Origin of the sequence: Rhizobium favelukesii (assembly GCF_000577275.2) — a bacterium.
Lineage (GTDB): Bacteria > Pseudomonadota > Alphaproteobacteria > Rhizobiales > Rhizobiaceae > Rhizobium > Rhizobium favelukesii.
Map to the genome: position 1 here is coordinate 1,343,112 of NZ_HG916852.1, position 15,320 is coordinate 1,358,431.

At 60.9% G+C, this 15,320-nt stretch carries 15 protein-coding genes and 2 pseudogenes; 5 read left to right on the forward strand and 12 right to left on the reverse strand.

Going from position 1 to position 15,320, the window contains the following annotated elements:
- Positions 1 to 13: 13 nt before the first annotated feature.
- From ygfZ to LPU83_RS45020, 5 genes are all read right to left on the reverse strand, one after another.
- Positions 14 to 847: a CAF17-like 4Fe-4S cluster assembly/insertion protein YgfZ gene (gene ygfZ / locus LPU83_RS45000; protein WP_024316434.1), complete on the reverse strand. Its 834-nt coding sequence runs from the start codon at positions 845 to 847 to the stop codon at positions 14 to 16.
- Between the two features lie 62 nt (positions 848 to 909).
- Complete coding sequence (locus tag LPU83_RS45005; RefSeq protein WP_024316435.1) at positions 910 to 1,656, reverse strand: hypothetical protein; 747 nt, start codon at positions 1,654 to 1,656, stop codon at positions 910 to 912.
- 17 nt (positions 1,657 to 1,673) lie between these two features.
- Positions 1,674 to 1,931, reverse strand: coding sequence for a hypothetical protein (locus LPU83_RS45010; protein WP_018857413.1), 258 nt, complete (start codon positions 1,929 to 1,931; stop codon positions 1,674 to 1,676).
- A 100-nt stretch (positions 1,932 to 2,031) separates the two neighbouring features.
- Entirely contained in the window at positions 2,032 to 2,502 is a 471-nt protein-coding gene (locus LPU83_RS45015; protein ID WP_037069200.1) for a TIGR02301 family protein, read from the reverse strand.
- Between the two features lie 18 nt (positions 2,503 to 2,520).
- The gene (locus LPU83_RS45020) at positions 2,521 to 2,940 is read right to left on the reverse strand and encodes an NUDIX hydrolase (protein WP_037069202.1); all 420 of its coding nucleotides are present in this window, start codon (positions 2,938 to 2,940) and stop codon (positions 2,521 to 2,523) included.
- Between the two features lie 85 nt (positions 2,941 to 3,025).
- Between LPU83_RS45020 and LPU83_RS45025 the strand changes: the two are divergent.
- From LPU83_RS45025 to LPU83_RS45035, 3 genes and pseudogenes are all read left to right on the forward strand, one after another.
- Positions 3,026 to 3,304: pseudogene (locus tag LPU83_RS45025) on the forward strand (YnfA family protein).
- Between the two features lie 42 nt (positions 3,305 to 3,346).
- A complete protein-coding gene (locus LPU83_RS45030) occupies positions 3,347 to 4,108 on the forward strand; it encodes an SOS response-associated peptidase (protein WP_024316438.1) in 762 nt (253 codons plus the stop codon).
- Between the two features lie 36 nt (positions 4,109 to 4,144).
- Positions 4,145 to 4,756, forward strand: a pseudogene (locus tag LPU83_RS45035) (LysE/ArgO family amino acid transporter).
- On the opposite strand, the gene LPU83_RS73015 reads toward LPU83_RS45035, so the two are convergent.
- The 5 genes from LPU83_RS73015 to LPU83_RS45055 form a co-directional block, all read right to left on the reverse strand.
- Complete coding sequence (locus LPU83_RS73015; RefSeq protein ID WP_167371545.1) at positions 4,753 to 4,893, reverse strand: hypothetical protein; 141 nt, start codon at positions 4,891 to 4,893, stop codon at positions 4,753 to 4,755. The pseudogene LPU83_RS45035 and the gene LPU83_RS73015 overlap by 4 nt on opposite strands.
- Positions 4,894 to 5,052: 159 nt before the next feature.
- On the reverse strand, positions 5,053 to 5,901 hold the full coding sequence (gene pssA / locus LPU83_RS45040; protein ID WP_024316439.1) for a CDP-diacylglycerol--serine O-phosphatidyltransferase: 849 nt from the start codon (positions 5,899 to 5,901) through the stop codon (positions 5,053 to 5,055).
- Between the two features lie 17 nt (positions 5,902 to 5,918).
- Entirely contained in the window at positions 5,919 to 6,617 is a 699-nt protein-coding gene (locus LPU83_RS45045) for a phosphatidylserine decarboxylase (RefSeq protein WP_024316440.1), read from the reverse strand.
- Positions 6,618 to 6,856: 239 nt separating this feature from the next.
- Positions 6,857 to 8,734, reverse strand: coding sequence for an ABCB family ABC transporter ATP-binding protein/permease (locus LPU83_RS45050; protein WP_024316441.1), 1,878 nt, complete (start codon positions 8,732 to 8,734; stop codon positions 6,857 to 6,859).
- Positions 8,735 to 8,936: 202 nt separating this feature from the next.
- Complete coding sequence (locus LPU83_RS45055; protein ID WP_024316442.1) at positions 8,937 to 10,937, reverse strand: LysM peptidoglycan-binding domain-containing protein; 2,001 nt, start codon at positions 10,935 to 10,937, stop codon at positions 8,937 to 8,939.
- A gap of 155 nt (positions 10,938 to 11,092) precedes the next feature.
- Here LPU83_RS45055 and LPU83_RS45060 point away from each other — a divergent pair, with 155 nt between their 5' ends.
- Complete coding sequence (locus LPU83_RS45060; RefSeq protein WP_024316443.1) at positions 11,093 to 11,719, forward strand: LOG family protein; 627 nt, start codon at positions 11,093 to 11,095, stop codon at positions 11,717 to 11,719.
- Positions 11,720 to 11,788: 69 nt separating this feature from the next.
- Here LPU83_RS45060 and rarD read toward each other — a convergent pair whose 3' ends face one another.
- Positions 11,789 to 12,703 carry an EamA family transporter RarD gene (rarD, locus tag LPU83_RS45065; protein ID WP_024316444.1) on the reverse strand — a complete coding sequence of 305 codons (915 nt, stop codon included), beginning with the start codon at positions 12,701 to 12,703 and terminating at the stop codon, positions 11,789 to 11,791.
- Positions 12,704 to 12,783: 80 nt separating this feature from the next.
- On the opposite strand from rarD, the gene LPU83_RS45070 reads away from it, so the two are divergent.
- On the forward strand, positions 12,784 to 13,677 hold the full coding sequence (locus LPU83_RS45070) for a protein-L-isoaspartate O-methyltransferase family protein (protein WP_037070216.1): 894 nt from the start codon (positions 12,784 to 12,786) through the stop codon (positions 13,675 to 13,677).
- Between the two features lie 3 nt (positions 13,678 to 13,680).
- Here LPU83_RS45070 and cimA read toward each other — a convergent pair whose 3' ends face one another.
- Complete coding sequence (cimA, locus tag LPU83_RS45075; protein ID WP_024316446.1) at positions 13,681 to 15,297, reverse strand: citramalate synthase; 1,617 nt, start codon at positions 15,295 to 15,297, stop codon at positions 13,681 to 13,683.
- Positions 15,298 to 15,320 lie beyond the last annotated feature (23 nt).

Genomic DNA, 15,320 nt, shown 5'->3' on the forward strand with positions numbered 1-15,320 from the left:
GGCGCCTTTGCGGTCACGCGCTTGCCTCGTCCGCCGTCGACGGGAATGTCAGCCCCGTCCAGGCAGGCAATTCCAGGGTAACGGATGTGTCGCCTGCCAGCAGCGGCGTGTGTGATGCCATGGCTTCACCGGCACGGTCGATGCGAACGATCGCAAGCCCGCCTTTTCCCACGACCGAGCCGAGTGCGCCGACCGGCTTGCCCGCGGCCGTTATCTCCGTCCCCGATGACGGGAGTGCCACCTCGGCCTTCACCGTAACGACGCGGCGGCGCGCTGTTCCACGATGCTGCATGCGTGAGACGACCTCCTGGCCGACATAGCAGCCCTTCTTGAAGGAGAGGCTGCCGTTGAAATCCATCAGGACATCGTGCGGGAAGGCATCCTGCAGGGCATAATCCTGTCCGGACACGGCGATGCCGTTTGCAATGCGCAACGCATCGTAAGCCTCGAGATCGTCGGTGCCGTGCTGACCCGGTTGCCGGACAAGAGTGATGCCGGCCTTGGTAAAACGGCTGTCAGCAAGCCCATTGTTTGTATTTTCCCAGGAAACCGTCATGCCTTCGCCGGCAGGCGACAGGTCGATGGCAGCCCGGAGCTTATACATCGTCAGGCGCTTGAGCAGGGCATCCCGCTGATGATGATCCGTCTCGATGACGAACCGGTCGCCGTCCCGCCAGATCATGAAGTCGAAGAGGATTTTGCCCTGAGGGGTCAAGAGCGCGCCTGGCCGCGCTTCGTCGGCCGAAAGTGCGGCGATGTCTGTGGTGATCAGGTTCTGCAGGAAGGATTGAGCCTCTGAGCCGCTGACCCGGATGAGCGAGCGGTTCTTCAGAAATACGGCTGGCATGGCGGCACCTGTCGCGTTCGTTATCGCTCAGAAGTATGTCTTCGTTTAAGGGTTCGCAAGCCTCAGTCGCCGGCGGTGAAGTACTTCCACTTGCCGTCGGGGGTGATGCCCAGCCGATAGAAATTATAGCCGCCGAATTCCTGCATGTCGGACAGGTCACCTGCTGTAACGATGCGTAGCAATTCGACCCGCTCGGGGGGTGTCAGCGCCTTGAGATCCTTCTCCGCGAAGTAGGGCCAGACGTACATCTCGTCAGGCGTGCCTTGGCCAACATGAACGAACCCGGTGGAAATGATGTCGAGCATGATCGCCAGGATCTCATCGCCCTCCGGATCGCCCGAAAGGTCCTTGAGAGCGCTGATTGGATCGTCGGTCGGCTCGCCGACTGTTACCTGGGTCTGGCCGGAGCCTGTGCCGAGCAGAGGCCGCAGCCGCTCGAGATCGCCCGAAGCGGCAGCTTCGACGATCTGCTCGCGCATCTTGCGAACGGGCTCGGGGACCTTGCTGATATCGTAGATGACTTCGACAGGCTTCGTGCTGTCCTGGGCGCCGGGTGTCTTGTCGTTGCCCTGGCCGGCCTGCGAGTTGACCAGCGGGTCGGGCATCGGAACACCGGGCGCGGTTGGCGATGCTGCAGGCTTTTCGCTGCCTTGCCCCGGAGCGCTTTGTTCAGCTTGGCCCGGGGTCTTCTGCAGCTCGGAAAGTGCCAGGGCCGAGGTCCCGGTCAAAAAGCTGCTGGCGCTAAGGCCGATTGCAAGCAAAAGCGGCGCGATCGCGGGCCGCGAAGCATTGTCCCTAGCGGTATGCATGAAGCTCTCTGTGATCGTTATTGCAAGGTGCGGTTCGGAGAAAACTCGCCGGCAAGCATACGCTCGCGCAAAGAATCCAGCAGCGCTTCGGCACTGTTTTCGCCATGGAGGCGAATGGTTTCACGTAGCGCATGGATGATTGCTGTATCGGCGATGATCTCGGGTTCGATTCCGTCTGCCATGCCGTCGGCCCAGGCTTCGTTATGGTACTCCAAGGCCGCCTGAGTCTTCTCATGAACGATCATGTCGTCGATGTCATTGAGGCTTGGTTCCATTGTCATTTCCTCAAACTGCATGCCTTACTGCCTAGTTAACAACCTTATCAGCCTTTTCCCAAAACGACACGGCCGGGTGTGAAAAGAGGTTAATTAACCGTTAATTTCCGAACCGTGACGTAATTTCTGTGGCAAGTGTTGCACCTTCGGCACGGTATCGCTCTTCTGCCACGATGGCTGCCGACGTGCAATCCGTATAAACCGACGCGAAGGCGCGGTAGCCGCGATTGAAGGCCGCGGTCAACTGTTCCTTACGCTGTGGTTCGTCTTTGGCTTCTGAATCAAGCAATTGCTGCATGCGCCCTCGCCATTCGCCGCTGTTTTCCGCTTTGCACAGAGTCCTCAGGTAGTGAACTGAGCCCAGCACTTCGGCAAGCCGCGAGAGCTTGTCGTCATAGGGCACGATGACCGCTTTTGGCGCATTCTCCTCCGGCAGTGTTGGCGTCGGGCCCTGTGCCCATGCGGGGTCGGGTAGGGCGGCGCTTGCGCACAATGCAAGAGACAGGAGCGCGCATCGAACGGGAATCATGCTCATAGTTGATACGCTGACAGTGACGGGAACAAGGCGCATGCAGGAATTTCCACTTGCTTATTCACTGCCGGACGCCAGGCGTTCGGCGCATTCAAGCACGCTTTGAGGGGCGGGCAGTCGGCGGATCTCTTCGACGCTGAACCAGCCGAGGTCGGCTGCGTCGTCGGCGGCGATGGCGACAGTCTCGTCGTCCGCCTCGACTTGAAACACCGAAAGGAAGAAATGGCTCACGACAGTGCCGTCGGCGGAATGTGTCTTCAGATCGTATGTTGCGACGAGCCGAGGGCCGCGGGCCTTTATGCCGGTCTCCTCCTCGAATTCCCGCAGCGCGGTTTCCGCGGGCGTCTCGCCGGGTTCGGCCCGTCCTCCCGGAAAGGCATACATGTCGGCCGACGGCGGATTGCGCCGGAGCACGAGGAGGAACCGGTCGCCGCGCTGCAGGATGGCGGAGGATGCCGCCTTCGGAGTGCAAGTCATAGACGGATCCGCGTCGATTGGTGGTGGCTGTGCTTGGCGCAACCGACGTTGCGCCGGATATTGAGTTCGGCGATTCGAAGGAGCCGTGACTTATATCATCTATGTCGCTGCAGCTGTTTTCGAGATTGCCGGTTGCTTTTTTATTCTGGGCATGGCTGAAAGATGGCAAAGCCTGAATGGTGGCTCGCGCCAGGCATGGTGTCTCTGGCGCTGTTCGCCTGGCTTCTCAGGCTTGTGCCGAGCGAGGCCGCCGGCCGCACATTTGCCGCCTATGGCGCATCTACATCGTCGCCTCGGGACATCGGCGGCGCGCTCTTTGGCCGCGGTGGGCACTCCAATCATACTGGTCGCCCCGCGTGGCTGAGTGAGCCTTGACCATAGCGGGTCTGAGTGCAAAGACATCCCCATGTGTGGACGTTATGCGCTGACGATTTCCCCCGAAGAACTCAAGGAAATCTTGGGGATCATGGATCTCGAGGATTTTCCCGCGCGTTTCAACGTTGCCCCGACCCAGCCCATTCTGGTCGTCGTCTGCGATGAAACAAGGGAGAAAGGCAGCAACCTTCCCGAGCGGCGCGCGGTGCTCGTACGCTGGGGCTTTACGCCCGGCTGGGTAAAGGATCCGAAGCAATTTCCGCTCCTGATCAATGCCCGCGCCGAAACGGCGATTGGCAAGGCATCGTTTCGCGCCGCCATGCGCCATCGGCGCGTGCTCGTGCCCGCTTCCGGATTCTATGAATGGCATCGCCCCAGCAAGGAGAGCGGCGAGAGGTCCCAGGCCTATTGGATCAAGCCGCGCGGCGGCGGTGTTGTCGCGTTCGCGGGCCTGATGGAAACGTGGTCCTCCGCCGATGGTTCGGAGGTCGATACCGGCGCGATCCTGACGACCGCGGCAAACGCTGGCATCGCACCGATCCACGACCGCATGCCCGTCGTCATCAAGCCGGAGAACTTTTCGCGCTGGCTGGATTGCAAGACACAGGAGCCGCGCGACGTGGCCGATCTGATGAAACCGGTGGAAGAGGATTTCTTCGAGGCAATCCCAGTTTCCGACAAGGTCAACAAGGTGACCAACATGGGGGCCGATCTGCAGGAAAGAGTGGCCGTCGAAAAGCCGCCGTCGCCTGAAAAGAAAAAGCCGGACGATGGCCAGCTGAGCTTCTTCTAGTCCGCTACTCCCACTGCATCATTTCCGGAAAATCGCATGATCTCCTTCTCGGCCGCGCTTGCAGGCTTCTTTCTCGGCGCCTCGCTCATCATCGCAATCGGTGCACAGAACGCGTTCATTCTGCGTCAGGGCTTGCTGCGGTCGCACGTCTTTATCCTGTGCCTGATCTGCGCTCTATCGGATGCCGTGCTGATTACCGCCGGCGTTGCCGGGCTTGGAACGCTCGTCGCCCAGTCGCCGACGCTCATCTCGGTCGTGACGCTGGGGGCGCGATCTTCCTCGGCACATATGCCGTGATGGCATTTCGCCGGGCCCTCCATCCGGGCGCCATGCAGGCGGGTTCTCCACAAGCGCTGGGCCTGAAAGCCGCCGTGGCGACCTGCCTGGCCTTCACCTTCTTGAACCCGCATGTCTATCTGGACACGGTTGTTCTGCTCCGCAGCCTATAGCGGCCCGGACCGCTTGGCCTACGGCCTCGGCGCGGCGACCGCATCATTCGTCTGGTTCTTTGGATTGGGTTACGGCGCTCGCCTGCTGCAGCCAGTCTTCGCAAAACCCGCCGCCTGGCGGGTTCTCGATATCATCATCGGCGTTGTCATGGGACTGCTGGCGATCAGCCTGGTCGTCGGCTTTTTGGCAGGTTCTTAGGCAGGCTTCTTGATCAGAGTCGGCTTGCTCTTGAGCATCAGGGCCGCCGCAAGGACGGCCTTCAGGCCGAGCGGGCGGTAGTTAGCGCTGAGGTCGGACTTGGCCGGCTGTTCGACGCTTGTCTTCTTCGGGGTCACAATACTCTCCTTACGTGCTGTCCCTAGACTCTTATATTTATTGCTCTTTTGCCTGTAATAGCGACAAAATAGAGGCGCCGCATATCAGGAATTATGTATCTAATGCATAATTCGCGAGGCTTGAGTCAGGCATTCTTCCGCAACAAGAGTCGTAAAATGTCAGATGTGTCGGCCGATATCGTCTTCGCCGACGCCGGGTTCCTCGATCGTCAGCGTGCCGTACTTGCGCTTCCATTTGCGGGCGCCGAAGGGCAACGTGAGGAGGTAGAGAACCGCGGTCACGACCATGACTTCCCAGGTGAAACTCGATAGCAGCGCAACGTAGAGAACGACGCCGAGCATCACCGGCAGCACCAGATCACGCCGCAGTCTGCTGCCTTCGGACTTTCCGGACCAGACCGGAAGACGGCTGATGAGGAGGAACGCGATCAGAACCGTATAGGCCGAGGAGAGATAGGCGAAGGTGCGATCCGTCGTCAGGCCGAGAAAGCCGAGATAGACAGGCAGCAGCACCAGCATCGCGCCGGCTGGCGCGGGCACGCCGACGAAATACTCCGACTGCCACGTTGCCTTGTTCTCGCGCTCGGCCATGACGTTGAAGCGGGCTAGGCGAAGACCCGCCGCAATCGAATAGATCAGGGCGGCGATCCAGCCGATCGAGCGTGCCTGATCCAGTGCAAAGACGTAGACGACGAGTGCCGGCGCGACGCCGAAATTCACGATGTCCGCCAGCGAATCCATTTGCGCGCCGAACTTCGACGTCGCCTTCATCAGGCGGGCAACACGGCCGTCGATCCCGTCGAGGAATGCAGCCAGAAGCACCATGCCGACCGCCAGCTCGTACCGGTTCTCGAACGCGAGGCGAATGCCGGTGAGGCCGGCACAGATCGCCAGAATCGTGATGAGGTTGGGTATGATGAGGCGAAGCGGAATCTCGCGAAGCCGCGGTCCGCGGCCCGAATCATCAGGAGGGCCGTTGGGCTCGAAGGGCGGGAAGGGCGTTTCCATGTCGCTCTCCAGTACTGTTAGCTTCGGCGGCTGACGACCGGACCCTTGGCCGCGCCGAATTCGGCCAGCACGGTTTCTCCGGCAATGGCCGTCTGGCCGAGTGTCACCCGTGGCGCTGCGCTTGCCGGCAAAAACACGTCAAGGCGTGAGCCGAAACGAATGAGGCCAAAGCGCTCGCCAGCATCCAGCGGCTCGTTCGGGTTTGCCCAGCACAGGATACGTCGTGCAACAAGGCCGGCGATCTGAACGACGCCGATCTGGCCGTGCTTTGTTTCGATAACAAGGCCGTTGCGCTCGTTGTCCTCGCTTGCCTTATCGAGTTCGGCATTCACGAAGCTGCCCGACCGGTAGTTGACGCTGACGATCCGTCCGCGCACCGGGGAGCGGTTCACGTGGCAGTTGAAGACATTCATGAACACCGAGATACGCAGCAGCGGCTCGCTGCCAAGGCTCAGTTCGGCGGGCGGCACGACCATCTGGACCGATGACACCTTGCCATCGGCCGGGGAGATGACGAGATCGTCGTCCTGAGGCGTCATTCTCTCGGGATCGCGGAAGAAATAAGCGCACCAGAGCGTCAGGATCAGTCCGATCCAGAACAGCGGCTTGAAGATCCAACCGAGGACCAGCGAGGCGACGAAGAAGGCGGCGATGAAGGGATACCCTTCCTTGTGCACCGGAACGATCGTGTTGCGTACCGTATTGAACAAGCTCATTTATACCGCGCTCCTAAAGCATGTCTCCCGAAGGCGGGAACCGGCTTCGGGCCAAAGACATGCGTGAAAACAAAGAACTAAAGCGCGACAAGCGAATCTCAAAGATCGCGCCGTGCTTGGCGTTCTTTTCTCATCGCTGGTTACAGCGAAACCGCCGCCGGGGCAATGCTGCGGCTCCTTGACCCACATCTATGACGGGCTCCTGAACAGCAAAGCAGCCCGATTGCCGTCCATTCAGGTTAGCTCGCGGGCGCAAGCCTGTTCACGACGCCCATGTCGTCGCTCTCGCGCACCTGCTTCAGATGCTCTTCGGCCTGCGTTGCCTCGCGCTGGCGGTTCCACATCGAAGCATAAAGGCCATTCTTCTGGAGAAGCGCGGCATGGGTGCCGCGCTCTGCAATCTCACCGCTCTTCAGAACGATGATCTCGTGCGCGCCGATGACGGTGGACAGGCGGTGGGCAATGACCAGCGTCGTGCGGTTCTTGGATACGACATCGAGCGCGGTCTGGATGTCCCGCTCGGTGGTTGTGTCGAGGGCCGACGTCGCCTCGTCGAGGATCAGAATCGGTGGCGCCTTCAGGATCGTCCGCGCGATCGCAACGCGTTGTTTCTCGCCGCCCGAGAGCTTCAAGCCGCGCTCGCCGACCTTAGTCTCAAAGCCCTGTGGCAGCAGATCGATAAAGTGGGCGATCTGCGCGATCTCGGCCGCGGTTTTTACCTCGGCTTCGCTGGCGGAAGGGCGCCCATAGCGGATGTTGTAGGCGACCGTATCGTTGAAAAGGACGGTGTCTTGCGGAACCATCCCGATTACCGATCGCAAGCTTTTCTGGGTCACCGTCCTGATATCCTGACCGTCGACCGAGACCGAGCCGCTCTGAATGTCATAGAAACGGTAGAGCAGACGCGACAATGTCGATTTTCCAGCGCCCGACGGCCCGACGACGGCAACGGTCTTGCCGGCAGGCACCTCGAAGGAAATGCCTTTGAGGATCGGACGGGCAGGGTCATAGGAAAAATGCACGTCCTTGAACGAGATGGCGCCTTGCTTGATGTTCAGAGGTGCGGCATCGGGCGCATCCATCACTTCAGCCCTGACTTCGAGGAGATCGAACATCTGCTCGATATCGGTCAAGCCCTGGCGGATTTCACGGTAGACGAAGCCGATGAAGTTTAGCGGGACGGAAAGCTGCAGCAGCATGGCGTTGACGAAGACGAAGTCGCCGACCGTCTGCTCGCCGCGTTGGACCGCAAGGGCCGACAGGATCAACATCACCGTCGTGCCTAGCCCGAAGATCACCCCTTGGCCGAAGTTGAGCCAGCCGAGCGAGGTCCAGACATCGGTGGCCGCCTTCTCGTAGCGTTCCATCGACCTGTCGAAGCGCCGGGCCTCCATCTCCTCGTTGCCGAAGTACTTGACGGTCTCGAAGTTGAGGAGGGAGTCGATCGCCTTGGTGTTGGCGTCGGTATCGCTGTCGTTCATCGTGCGGCGGATGGCGATGCGCCAGTCGCTGGCGCGGATCGTGAACCAGATATAGGCCCAGACCGTGAACGCGGTGACGGCGAGATAGGAGAAGCCGTAGCCCCACCAGAAGATGATGGCGGTCAGCAGGAACTCGATCAGCGTCGGGACGGAGTTGAGGATCGTGAACCGCACGATGGTCTCGATCCCCTTCGTGCCGCGCTCGATCACACGCGAAAGCCCACCGGTCTTTCGTTCGAGGTGGAAGCGCAGCGACAGTTCGTGCATGTGCACGAAGGTCTTGTAGGCCAACTGCCGCACGGCATGCTGCCCGACACTGGCAAAGAGCGCGTCGCGCAACTGGTTCAGACCGAGTTGGAGCAGGCGGGTGAGATTGTAGGCGACGACCAATGCCGTTGCACCAACAAGCAGGTCCGGCACCTTGCCGGCCAGATCCATCCTCCCGTTCAGCGCATCCGTCGACCACTTGAAGAAATAGGGGACGAGCAGCAGCACGAACTTGGAAACGAGCAGGTAAACTGAGGCCCAGACGACGCGCATCTTGAGATCCGGGCGACCGGTCGGCCACATATAGGGCCAGAGATTGAACAGCGTCCGCAGAAGATTGGAATCCGAGACTGTTTTGTCGTTTGCCATGCGAATCTCCCGCCGAAAGGCGCTGATGGCGCTGCGTTGCCGACAAATTGGGGGCGGCGGAAATACCGAAAAGGCCTCGCCGGACATGATCGTCGTCACCGCCAGATAGGGGCTGGCGGGAGCAATACAACAAATGGACACTGCAGGAAAAGAGCGGCCGGGCATGATATGCGTCCGGCCGCTCTATTCAGAATATGATTGCCTAGAGATGCTCGCCCGAAAGCCGCTTGCGGTGAAGCTCTTCCGCGTTTGGCAAGGCGTCCTTGGGAAGGCCGAAGATCTGGCCCGGCAAGATCCGATCCGGGTTTGTGATCTTGTCCTCGTTGGCGACGTAGATTGTCGTATAGCGCACGCCCGCGCCGTAGATGCGCCGCGATATCTGCCAGAGCGTGTCGCCACGGCGGATGATGACCGTCTCGTTACTTGGAGCGAGCGGAGCCTGCTCGATCGTTGTCGGTCCGCCTTGGGCTCCTGCGACCTGGTTGGTTGCAGGTGCGTCCGGCGTGGCCGGCGCGCCCGCAGGGCCGGTCAACTGGGCGATGTCGCCGCCGAGCTTGCCCAGTGCCGTGCCGACCGATTCCGCATCCTTCGGCAGAGCCTGCAGTGTCTGCAGGGCGCCGGCGGCGGCCTGGGCCGCCGTCGAAGCCTGTTGTTTGAAGTCGGCTGTCGCATCGGCTGCCGCGCGGAATTCCATGATGGCACGCAGGGCGAACTCGTTGGCGGAGCGGGCTGCGGCGAGCTGTTCTGCTCCCGGCAATTTGCCGTCGGCGAAGAGCCCGCTGAGCAGAGAGAAGGCCTTGGTGGCATCGTTCTTCAGCTTTCCGAGCGCGCCTTCATCCAGTGGCACCAACCCTGCCGTGTTTCCGGTCTGGGGATTGGCCCCTTGCGCGGCAACCGTCACCTGATTTCCTTCCGGACGGTTGAAATTCACCGAGGCGCGCACGGCGACCTTGCCGGCGTCGTCGAGAACGTCGACGCGAATCTTGTGATCGCCGACGGAAAGCGGCATCACGCCATCGATCACGAAATGGCCATCGGGACCGGCTTTCGCCTTGCCGATCAGCTTGTCATCCGCATAGGCGACGACGTTTGCCGAAGGCTTCGCCGCGCCTGCGACAAAGATCTTGTCGCCTTCGATCTCGACGGCGCTGACCATAACGTCGGCAGCCGTAGCTGTGCCTGGCTGCGTGCCAGAGGCTGCGGGCACGTTCGCCACATCCGTCGAGCCCGGCGTGACTTGGGCTGCAGGCTGATCAGACGGAGCGATGCCGCCATTGGAGGCAACCTGGGCGTCCGGCTTGGGCGCCGTGATGATGCGACTTGCGGTGCCGGACTTGGAAACCATAGCCAGCAGTTCGGAGCTCTTGCCATCTTTGGGAACGGATACGGTCGCGACTTCTTCCGATGTCGAGGTCTTGCCATCCTTGCCGGTGGCGCGCAGGACGAGCTGGTGATTACCGGCGGCAAGCGGGTTTTCGAGCACGGCAGCAAAGTCGCCGGTCGGACCGACGTCGGTCGTGGTCACGACCTTATCGCCGTCCATGATTTCAAGCTTGCTGTTCGGCTCGGCCGAGCCGGCAATGACCGTGGACCCGTCCGGTTCGACGCGTAGCACATCGAATGTCGGGAGCTTGCTGGCGCTGTCTGCCGGGGCAACCGCGGACGGCTCGCTTGCGGGCGCGCCGGCTTCCCTGGAGCCTGTCAGCGCCGCTTCAGCCATCGCAATCGCCGCTGTCGCATCGGCAGTGGTTTCCGGCAGAGCCTTGATGATGGTCAGTGCCTTCGCTGCGCCATCCTTGGCTTTGGAGGCGGCGGCGGCCGTGACCGGGTTCGTGCCATCAGGGATCGCAAGGTCTGCAAGTGCCTGCAGCGAGGTCGTCGCCTTCGACTTGGCCGCTTCGAAAACTTCCTGGGTCGGGCCCTTGCCGTCGGCAAAGAGCGCCTTAAGTTGCGAAATGGATTGGCCTGCCTCCGAAGCAAGGCGCCCGACTGTCTGGGTCGTCGCGGCATCGTCCGGCGCTGCGGGGCGCGATGTCTTCGCGGATTCGGTGACCGTCTTCTTCACTTCGGAGCCGGCCTGGTTGATTGCGTCACCAACTTTCGCGGCGTCTCCGCCGATGCGGGGCATGACGAAAAAGACCATCAACAGAATTGCGACTACAAGCACTGCAAGGGCCAGCAAGCCGGCACGGTTTCTCATCATCACGTCTCCCCAGGCGGCAATCTTGCCGGACTTCCTAAAATTGCTAGCGATTCCCGCTGCTTTGCACAAGCAGTCAAAGTAGCCAGGCAAATGTAGGACGCAGGTTTTCCGTCATTTTTCTTGACTGGAGCCATAGAGAATAGTTGTTTGCCCTTATGACAGATCAATCTCATTCCATTCGCTCCATCTGTGTTTACTGTGGCTCGCGACCGGGCAGCGATCCTCGCCACATGGCGGCCGGTCGTGCGCTGGGTAAGGAAATCGCCGAATATGGCCTGCGCCTCATCTATGGTGGAGGCACCAAGGGCATCATGGGGGCTGTGGCGAGCGGCGTGCTTTCGAACGGTGGTCAGGTAACCGGCATCATCCCCGAGTTCCTGATCGACATGGAGGCTACGCGCCATTCCCTCGGCCAGCTCAATGAACTGATTGTAACGCCTGATATGCATACGCGCAAACATGCGATGTTCGAGCGCTCCGACGCCTTCGTAGCGCTGCCGGGCGGCATCGGTACGCTGGAGGAAATCGTCGAGATCATGACCTGGGCGCAGCTCGGCCGTCACGAGAAGCCGATGGTGTTTGCCAACGTCGGCGGCTTTTGGGATCCGATGATGGAGCTCATGCGCCACATGACAGACGAGGGTTTCGTCCATACGGCCCATCGCGTTCAGCCGCTCGTCATAGACGACATATCCGAAATCATCCCCGGCATCATGGCACAGGCGGCCGAGATCGCATCCCTGGACCGCGAGGGTGAGGATGAGGTGATCTCGAAGATGTAACGCGTTCCAAGATCAGGATGACTTTAGGCCCGATGGGCCTGAAATCTAAATGCTGCCCCGGCTCCTGCTCTAGCGCTCGCGGCTCCCCTTGAGCGTCGCCCAGCTGTAGAGGAACAAGCCCGCCCAGATCAGCGGGAAGGCGATCATGCGCGCCGTGCCGAGCGGCTCGTGGAACACGAAGATCGCGATGAGGAAGATCATCGTCGGCGCGATGTACTGCATGATGCCGATGGTCGAAAGCCTGAGCAGCTTGGCGCCATTGGCATAGATCATCAGCGGTACGGCGGTGACGATGCCGCAGCCGAGCAACAGGGCGGTATCGGCCCAGCCGGTGCGATAGAAGTGTCCTTCGCCGCTGCCGAGCTCCAGATAGAGAACGTAGAACAGGGCCGGGACGCTGAGGATCAGCACCTCCAGGAAGAAACCCTGGTTCGGACCGAGCGGCAGCGTCTTGCGAAACAGCGCATAAAGACCCCAGGAAATCGTCAGCGTCAGCGACACCCACGGCAAGCCGCCGCTATCAAGCGCCAGCACGACGACCGCGAGGCCAGCCAACGCAATCGCTGCGATTTGCACAGGTTGCAGTCGCTCTTTCAATACCACGGCGCCGAGGAAGATGCTGAACAGCGGATTGATGAAATAGCCGAGCGCCGCGTCGATCGCGTGGCCGCTGCCGATCGCCCAGACATAGGTGCCCCAATTGACAGTGATCAGGGCAGCGGTGAGTGCGGCCATGGCCAGCATCCGCGGTGATCTCAAGGCTGTGTGGATATCTTGCGTGCGGCCGAGGACGACGAGCACCAGCCCTGCCAAGGGCAAGGACCAGAGGATGCGATGAGCGATGACCTCCGCCGGCGAAATATGAGCGACGGCCTTCATGTAGATCGGCAAGAAGCCCCACAGAAGATACGCCGTCAGCGCAAAGGCGAAGCCACGTGGACTGTCTTCGTTCTTGACGATCGGAGCGCTTGCATTGGCGGACATCGAGTGTTTCCATATTTGTTCTTGTTATGGATCCGCTTAACGCAACGGACGTGAATAGGCCAATTCATTTCGGTGAATGGATGCCGGCCATCGCGAGGGTGAAGACCATGGACGAAGAGGCTCTTGCGAACTGCCGAAGGGCGTTTGCCGCGCAGGTGCTTTCGAAGGAGGGCGTGCAAAGCGACGACGCGCTGTTGCGCGCCTTCGCGACGGTGCCGCGCGAGCGGTTCCTGGGGCCGCCGCCGTGGAAGACGGCGAGTTGGTGCGGCTATGTCGATGTTCCCTCGGGGGATCCCTCTGTCGTCTACCAGGATGCCCTGTTTGCGCTTCAGCATGAGCGGCATGTCAACAACGGTAGCCCGAGCTTGCATGCCAGGGGCATCCATAAGCTGGCGCTGCGCCGTGGGGAAACGGTCTGCCATGTCGGCGCCGGCAGTGGCTACTACACGGCGATCATGTCTCTGCTGGTTGGCGGCGATGGCCACGTCACTGCCGTCGAATTCAATGAGGAGCTGGCGAGGCGCGCAGAGGATAATTTGCGGGCCTATCCGAACGTTCGTGTCGTCCGTGGCAACGGGGTCGAATGGCCGCGCGAGCTGACCGATGCCGTCTATGTGAATTTTGCCGTCCATTTTCCGGCCGAACCCTGGGTGGAGCGGTTGAGTGTCGGCGGTCGACTGATCATGCCGCTGGGCGTCCCTGACGTCGATGCGGCAGGCCCGACCGGGCTTGCTTCCTACGCTGGCTTCTTCCTGTTTTGCCGCGAAGAACATGGCTACGCAGCCGAGTATCTTGCCCCGGTCTCGTTTGTCTGGGCGGAGGCCGTGGCGGGTGGGTTCGACAGCTACAGGCGGCTCGAAGCCGCCTTCAGCAGAGGCGGTATGCAGCATGTCCGCGCCCTGCGCTGGAAGACCGCACGGCAGGGCAAGGAGTGGTATTCGGAGGCGGATTGGGGCCTCGTATTCGGTATGTGAAGCCTATTCGGCGGCGATCTTGCCGGCCAGTTGCCGGTTCTTCATCAGCTTGTAGATCACCGAGTCCATCAGTGCCTGGAACGATGCGTCGATGATGTTCTCGGACACGCCGACCGTCCACCAGCGAACCCCGTCGCTATCGGTGGATTCGATGAGAACGCGAGTAATGGCCTCGGTGCCGCCATTGAGGATACGGACCTTGAAGTCGGCCAGAACCAGATCATCGATCTCGTGCTGATATTTGCCGAAGTCCTTGCGCAGCGCAAGGTCGAGCGCGTTGACCGGACCGTCGCCTTCCGCGACGGACATGATCGTCTGCCCGTCGATGACGATCTTCACGACGGCTTCCGAGACGATTTTCACGCGGCCATGGGAATCGAAGCGGCGCTCGACCATGATGCGGAAGCCCTCGACAGAGAAGAATTCCGGGATCGTGCCGAGGGTCCGCCGAGCAAGCAGCTCGAAGCTGGCATCGGCGCCCTCATAGGCATAGCCCGACGCTTCACGCTCCTTGACCAGCGCGATCAAGCGGTCGAGCTTCGGGTCGTCCTTGCCGACCTCGATGCCGCGGCGCTTTAGCGCGTTGATGAAGTTCGCCTTGCCACCCTGGTCTGAGACCATGACCTTGCGGAAATTACCGACGCTTTCAGGCGTCACATGCTCGTAAGTGCGCGGATCCTTGAGCAAAGCCGAAGCATGAATGCCAGCCTTTGTCGCAAAGGCAGACGCGCCGACATAAGGCATCTGATGATCGGGCGAGCGGTTCAACAGCTCGTCGAAAGCGTGCGAGAGTCGTGTGAGATTCAACAATCGCTCGGTGTCGATCGAGGTTTCGAACCGGGATGAATATGTTTCCTTCAGCGCCAGCGTCGGGATGAGGGTCACGAGGTTGGCATTGCCGCAGCGCTCGCCGATGCCGTTCAGCGTGCCCTGGATCTGTCGCACACCCGCTTCCACGGCGGCAAGCGAATTGGCGACCGCCTGACCGGTGTCGTTGTGCGCGTGGATGCCAAGCCAGTGACCGGGAACGCCCGCCGCAATAACCGCGTAGACGATATTGCGGATTTCTGGCGGTTGCGTGCCGCCATTGGTGTCGCAGAGCACGACCCAGCGTGCGCCGGATTCATAGGCGGTCTTGGCGCAGGCGATAGCATAGGCGGGGTTTGCCTTATAACCGTCGAAGAAATGTTCGCAGTCGACCAATGCCTCCTTGCCCGCGGCGACGGCGGCCTTGACGCTCTCAGCGATGCTTTCGAGGTTTTCCTCGTTGGTGCAGCCAAGCGCCACCTTCACGTGATAGTCCCAGCTCTTGGCGACAAAACAGATCGCGTCGCTCTCGGCCTGCAGGAGGCTAGCCAGGCCCGGGTCGTTGGAGGCTGAAATGCCGGCTCGCTTCGTCATTCCGAAGGCGACGAAGCGAGCTTGCGTCGTGCGCTTCTCGCTGAAGAAGGCAGTATCCGTCGGATTGGCGCCAGGATAGCCGCCTTCCACGTAGTCAAGGCCGAACTCATCAAGCATGCTTGCGATCGCAATCTTGTCCTCGACGGAGAAGTCGATGCCGGGCGTCTGCTGCCCGTCGCGGAGCGTCGTGTCGAAGAGGTAGATCTTTTTGCGTGTCATGATGGTGGTCCTGTCGGCCTTGT

Coding starts and splice junctions, on each gene's coding strand:
- cimA (WP_024316446.1), bottom strand. CDS start 15,297: ATGACACGCAAAAAGATCTACCTCTTCGACACGACGCTCCGCGACGGG.
- LPU83_RS45050 (WP_024316441.1), bottom strand. CDS start 8,734: ATGGCAAACGACAAAACAGTCTCGGATTCCAATCTTCTGCGGACGCTG.
- LPU83_RS45005 (WP_024316435.1), bottom strand. CDS start 1,656: ATGCATACCGCTAGGGACAATGCTTCGCGGCCCGCGATCGCGCCGCTT.
- LPU83_RS45015 (WP_037069200.1), bottom strand. CDS start 2,502: ATGCGCCTTGTTCCCGTCACTGTCAGCGTATCAACTATGAGCATGATT.
- LPU83_RS45070 (WP_037070216.1), top strand. CDS start 12,784: ATGCCGGCCATCGCGAGGGTGAAGACCATGGACGAAGAGGCTCTTGCG.
- LPU83_RS45045 (WP_024316440.1), bottom strand. CDS start 6,617: ATGAGCTTGTTCAATACGGTACGCAACACGATCGTTCCGGTGCACAAG.
- ygfZ (WP_024316434.1), bottom strand. CDS start 847: ATGCCAGCCGTATTTCTGAAGAACCGCTCGCTCATCCGGGTCAGCGGC.
- rarD (WP_024316444.1), bottom strand. CDS start 12,703: ATGTCCGCCAATGCAAGCGCTCCGATCGTCAAGAACGAAGACAGTCCA.
- LPU83_RS45060 (WP_024316443.1), top strand. CDS start 11,093: ATGACAGATCAATCTCATTCCATTCGCTCCATCTGTGTTTACTGTGGC.
- pssA (WP_024316439.1), bottom strand. CDS start 5,901: ATGGAAACGCCCTTCCCGCCCTTCGAGCCCAACGGCCCTCCTGATGAT.
- LPU83_RS45010 (WP_018857413.1), bottom strand. CDS start 1,931: ATGGAACCAAGCCTCAATGACATCGACGACATGATCGTTCATGAGAAG.
- LPU83_RS45020 (WP_037069202.1), bottom strand. CDS start 2,940: ATGACTTGCACTCCGAAGGCGGCATCCTCCGCCATCCTGCAGCGCGGC.
- LPU83_RS45055 (WP_024316442.1), bottom strand. CDS start 10,937: ATGATGAGAAACCGTGCCGGCTTGCTGGCCCTTGCAGTGCTTGTAGTC.
- LPU83_RS45030 (WP_024316438.1), top strand. CDS start 3,347: ATGTGTGGACGTTATGCGCTGACGATTTCCCCCGAAGAACTCAAGGAA.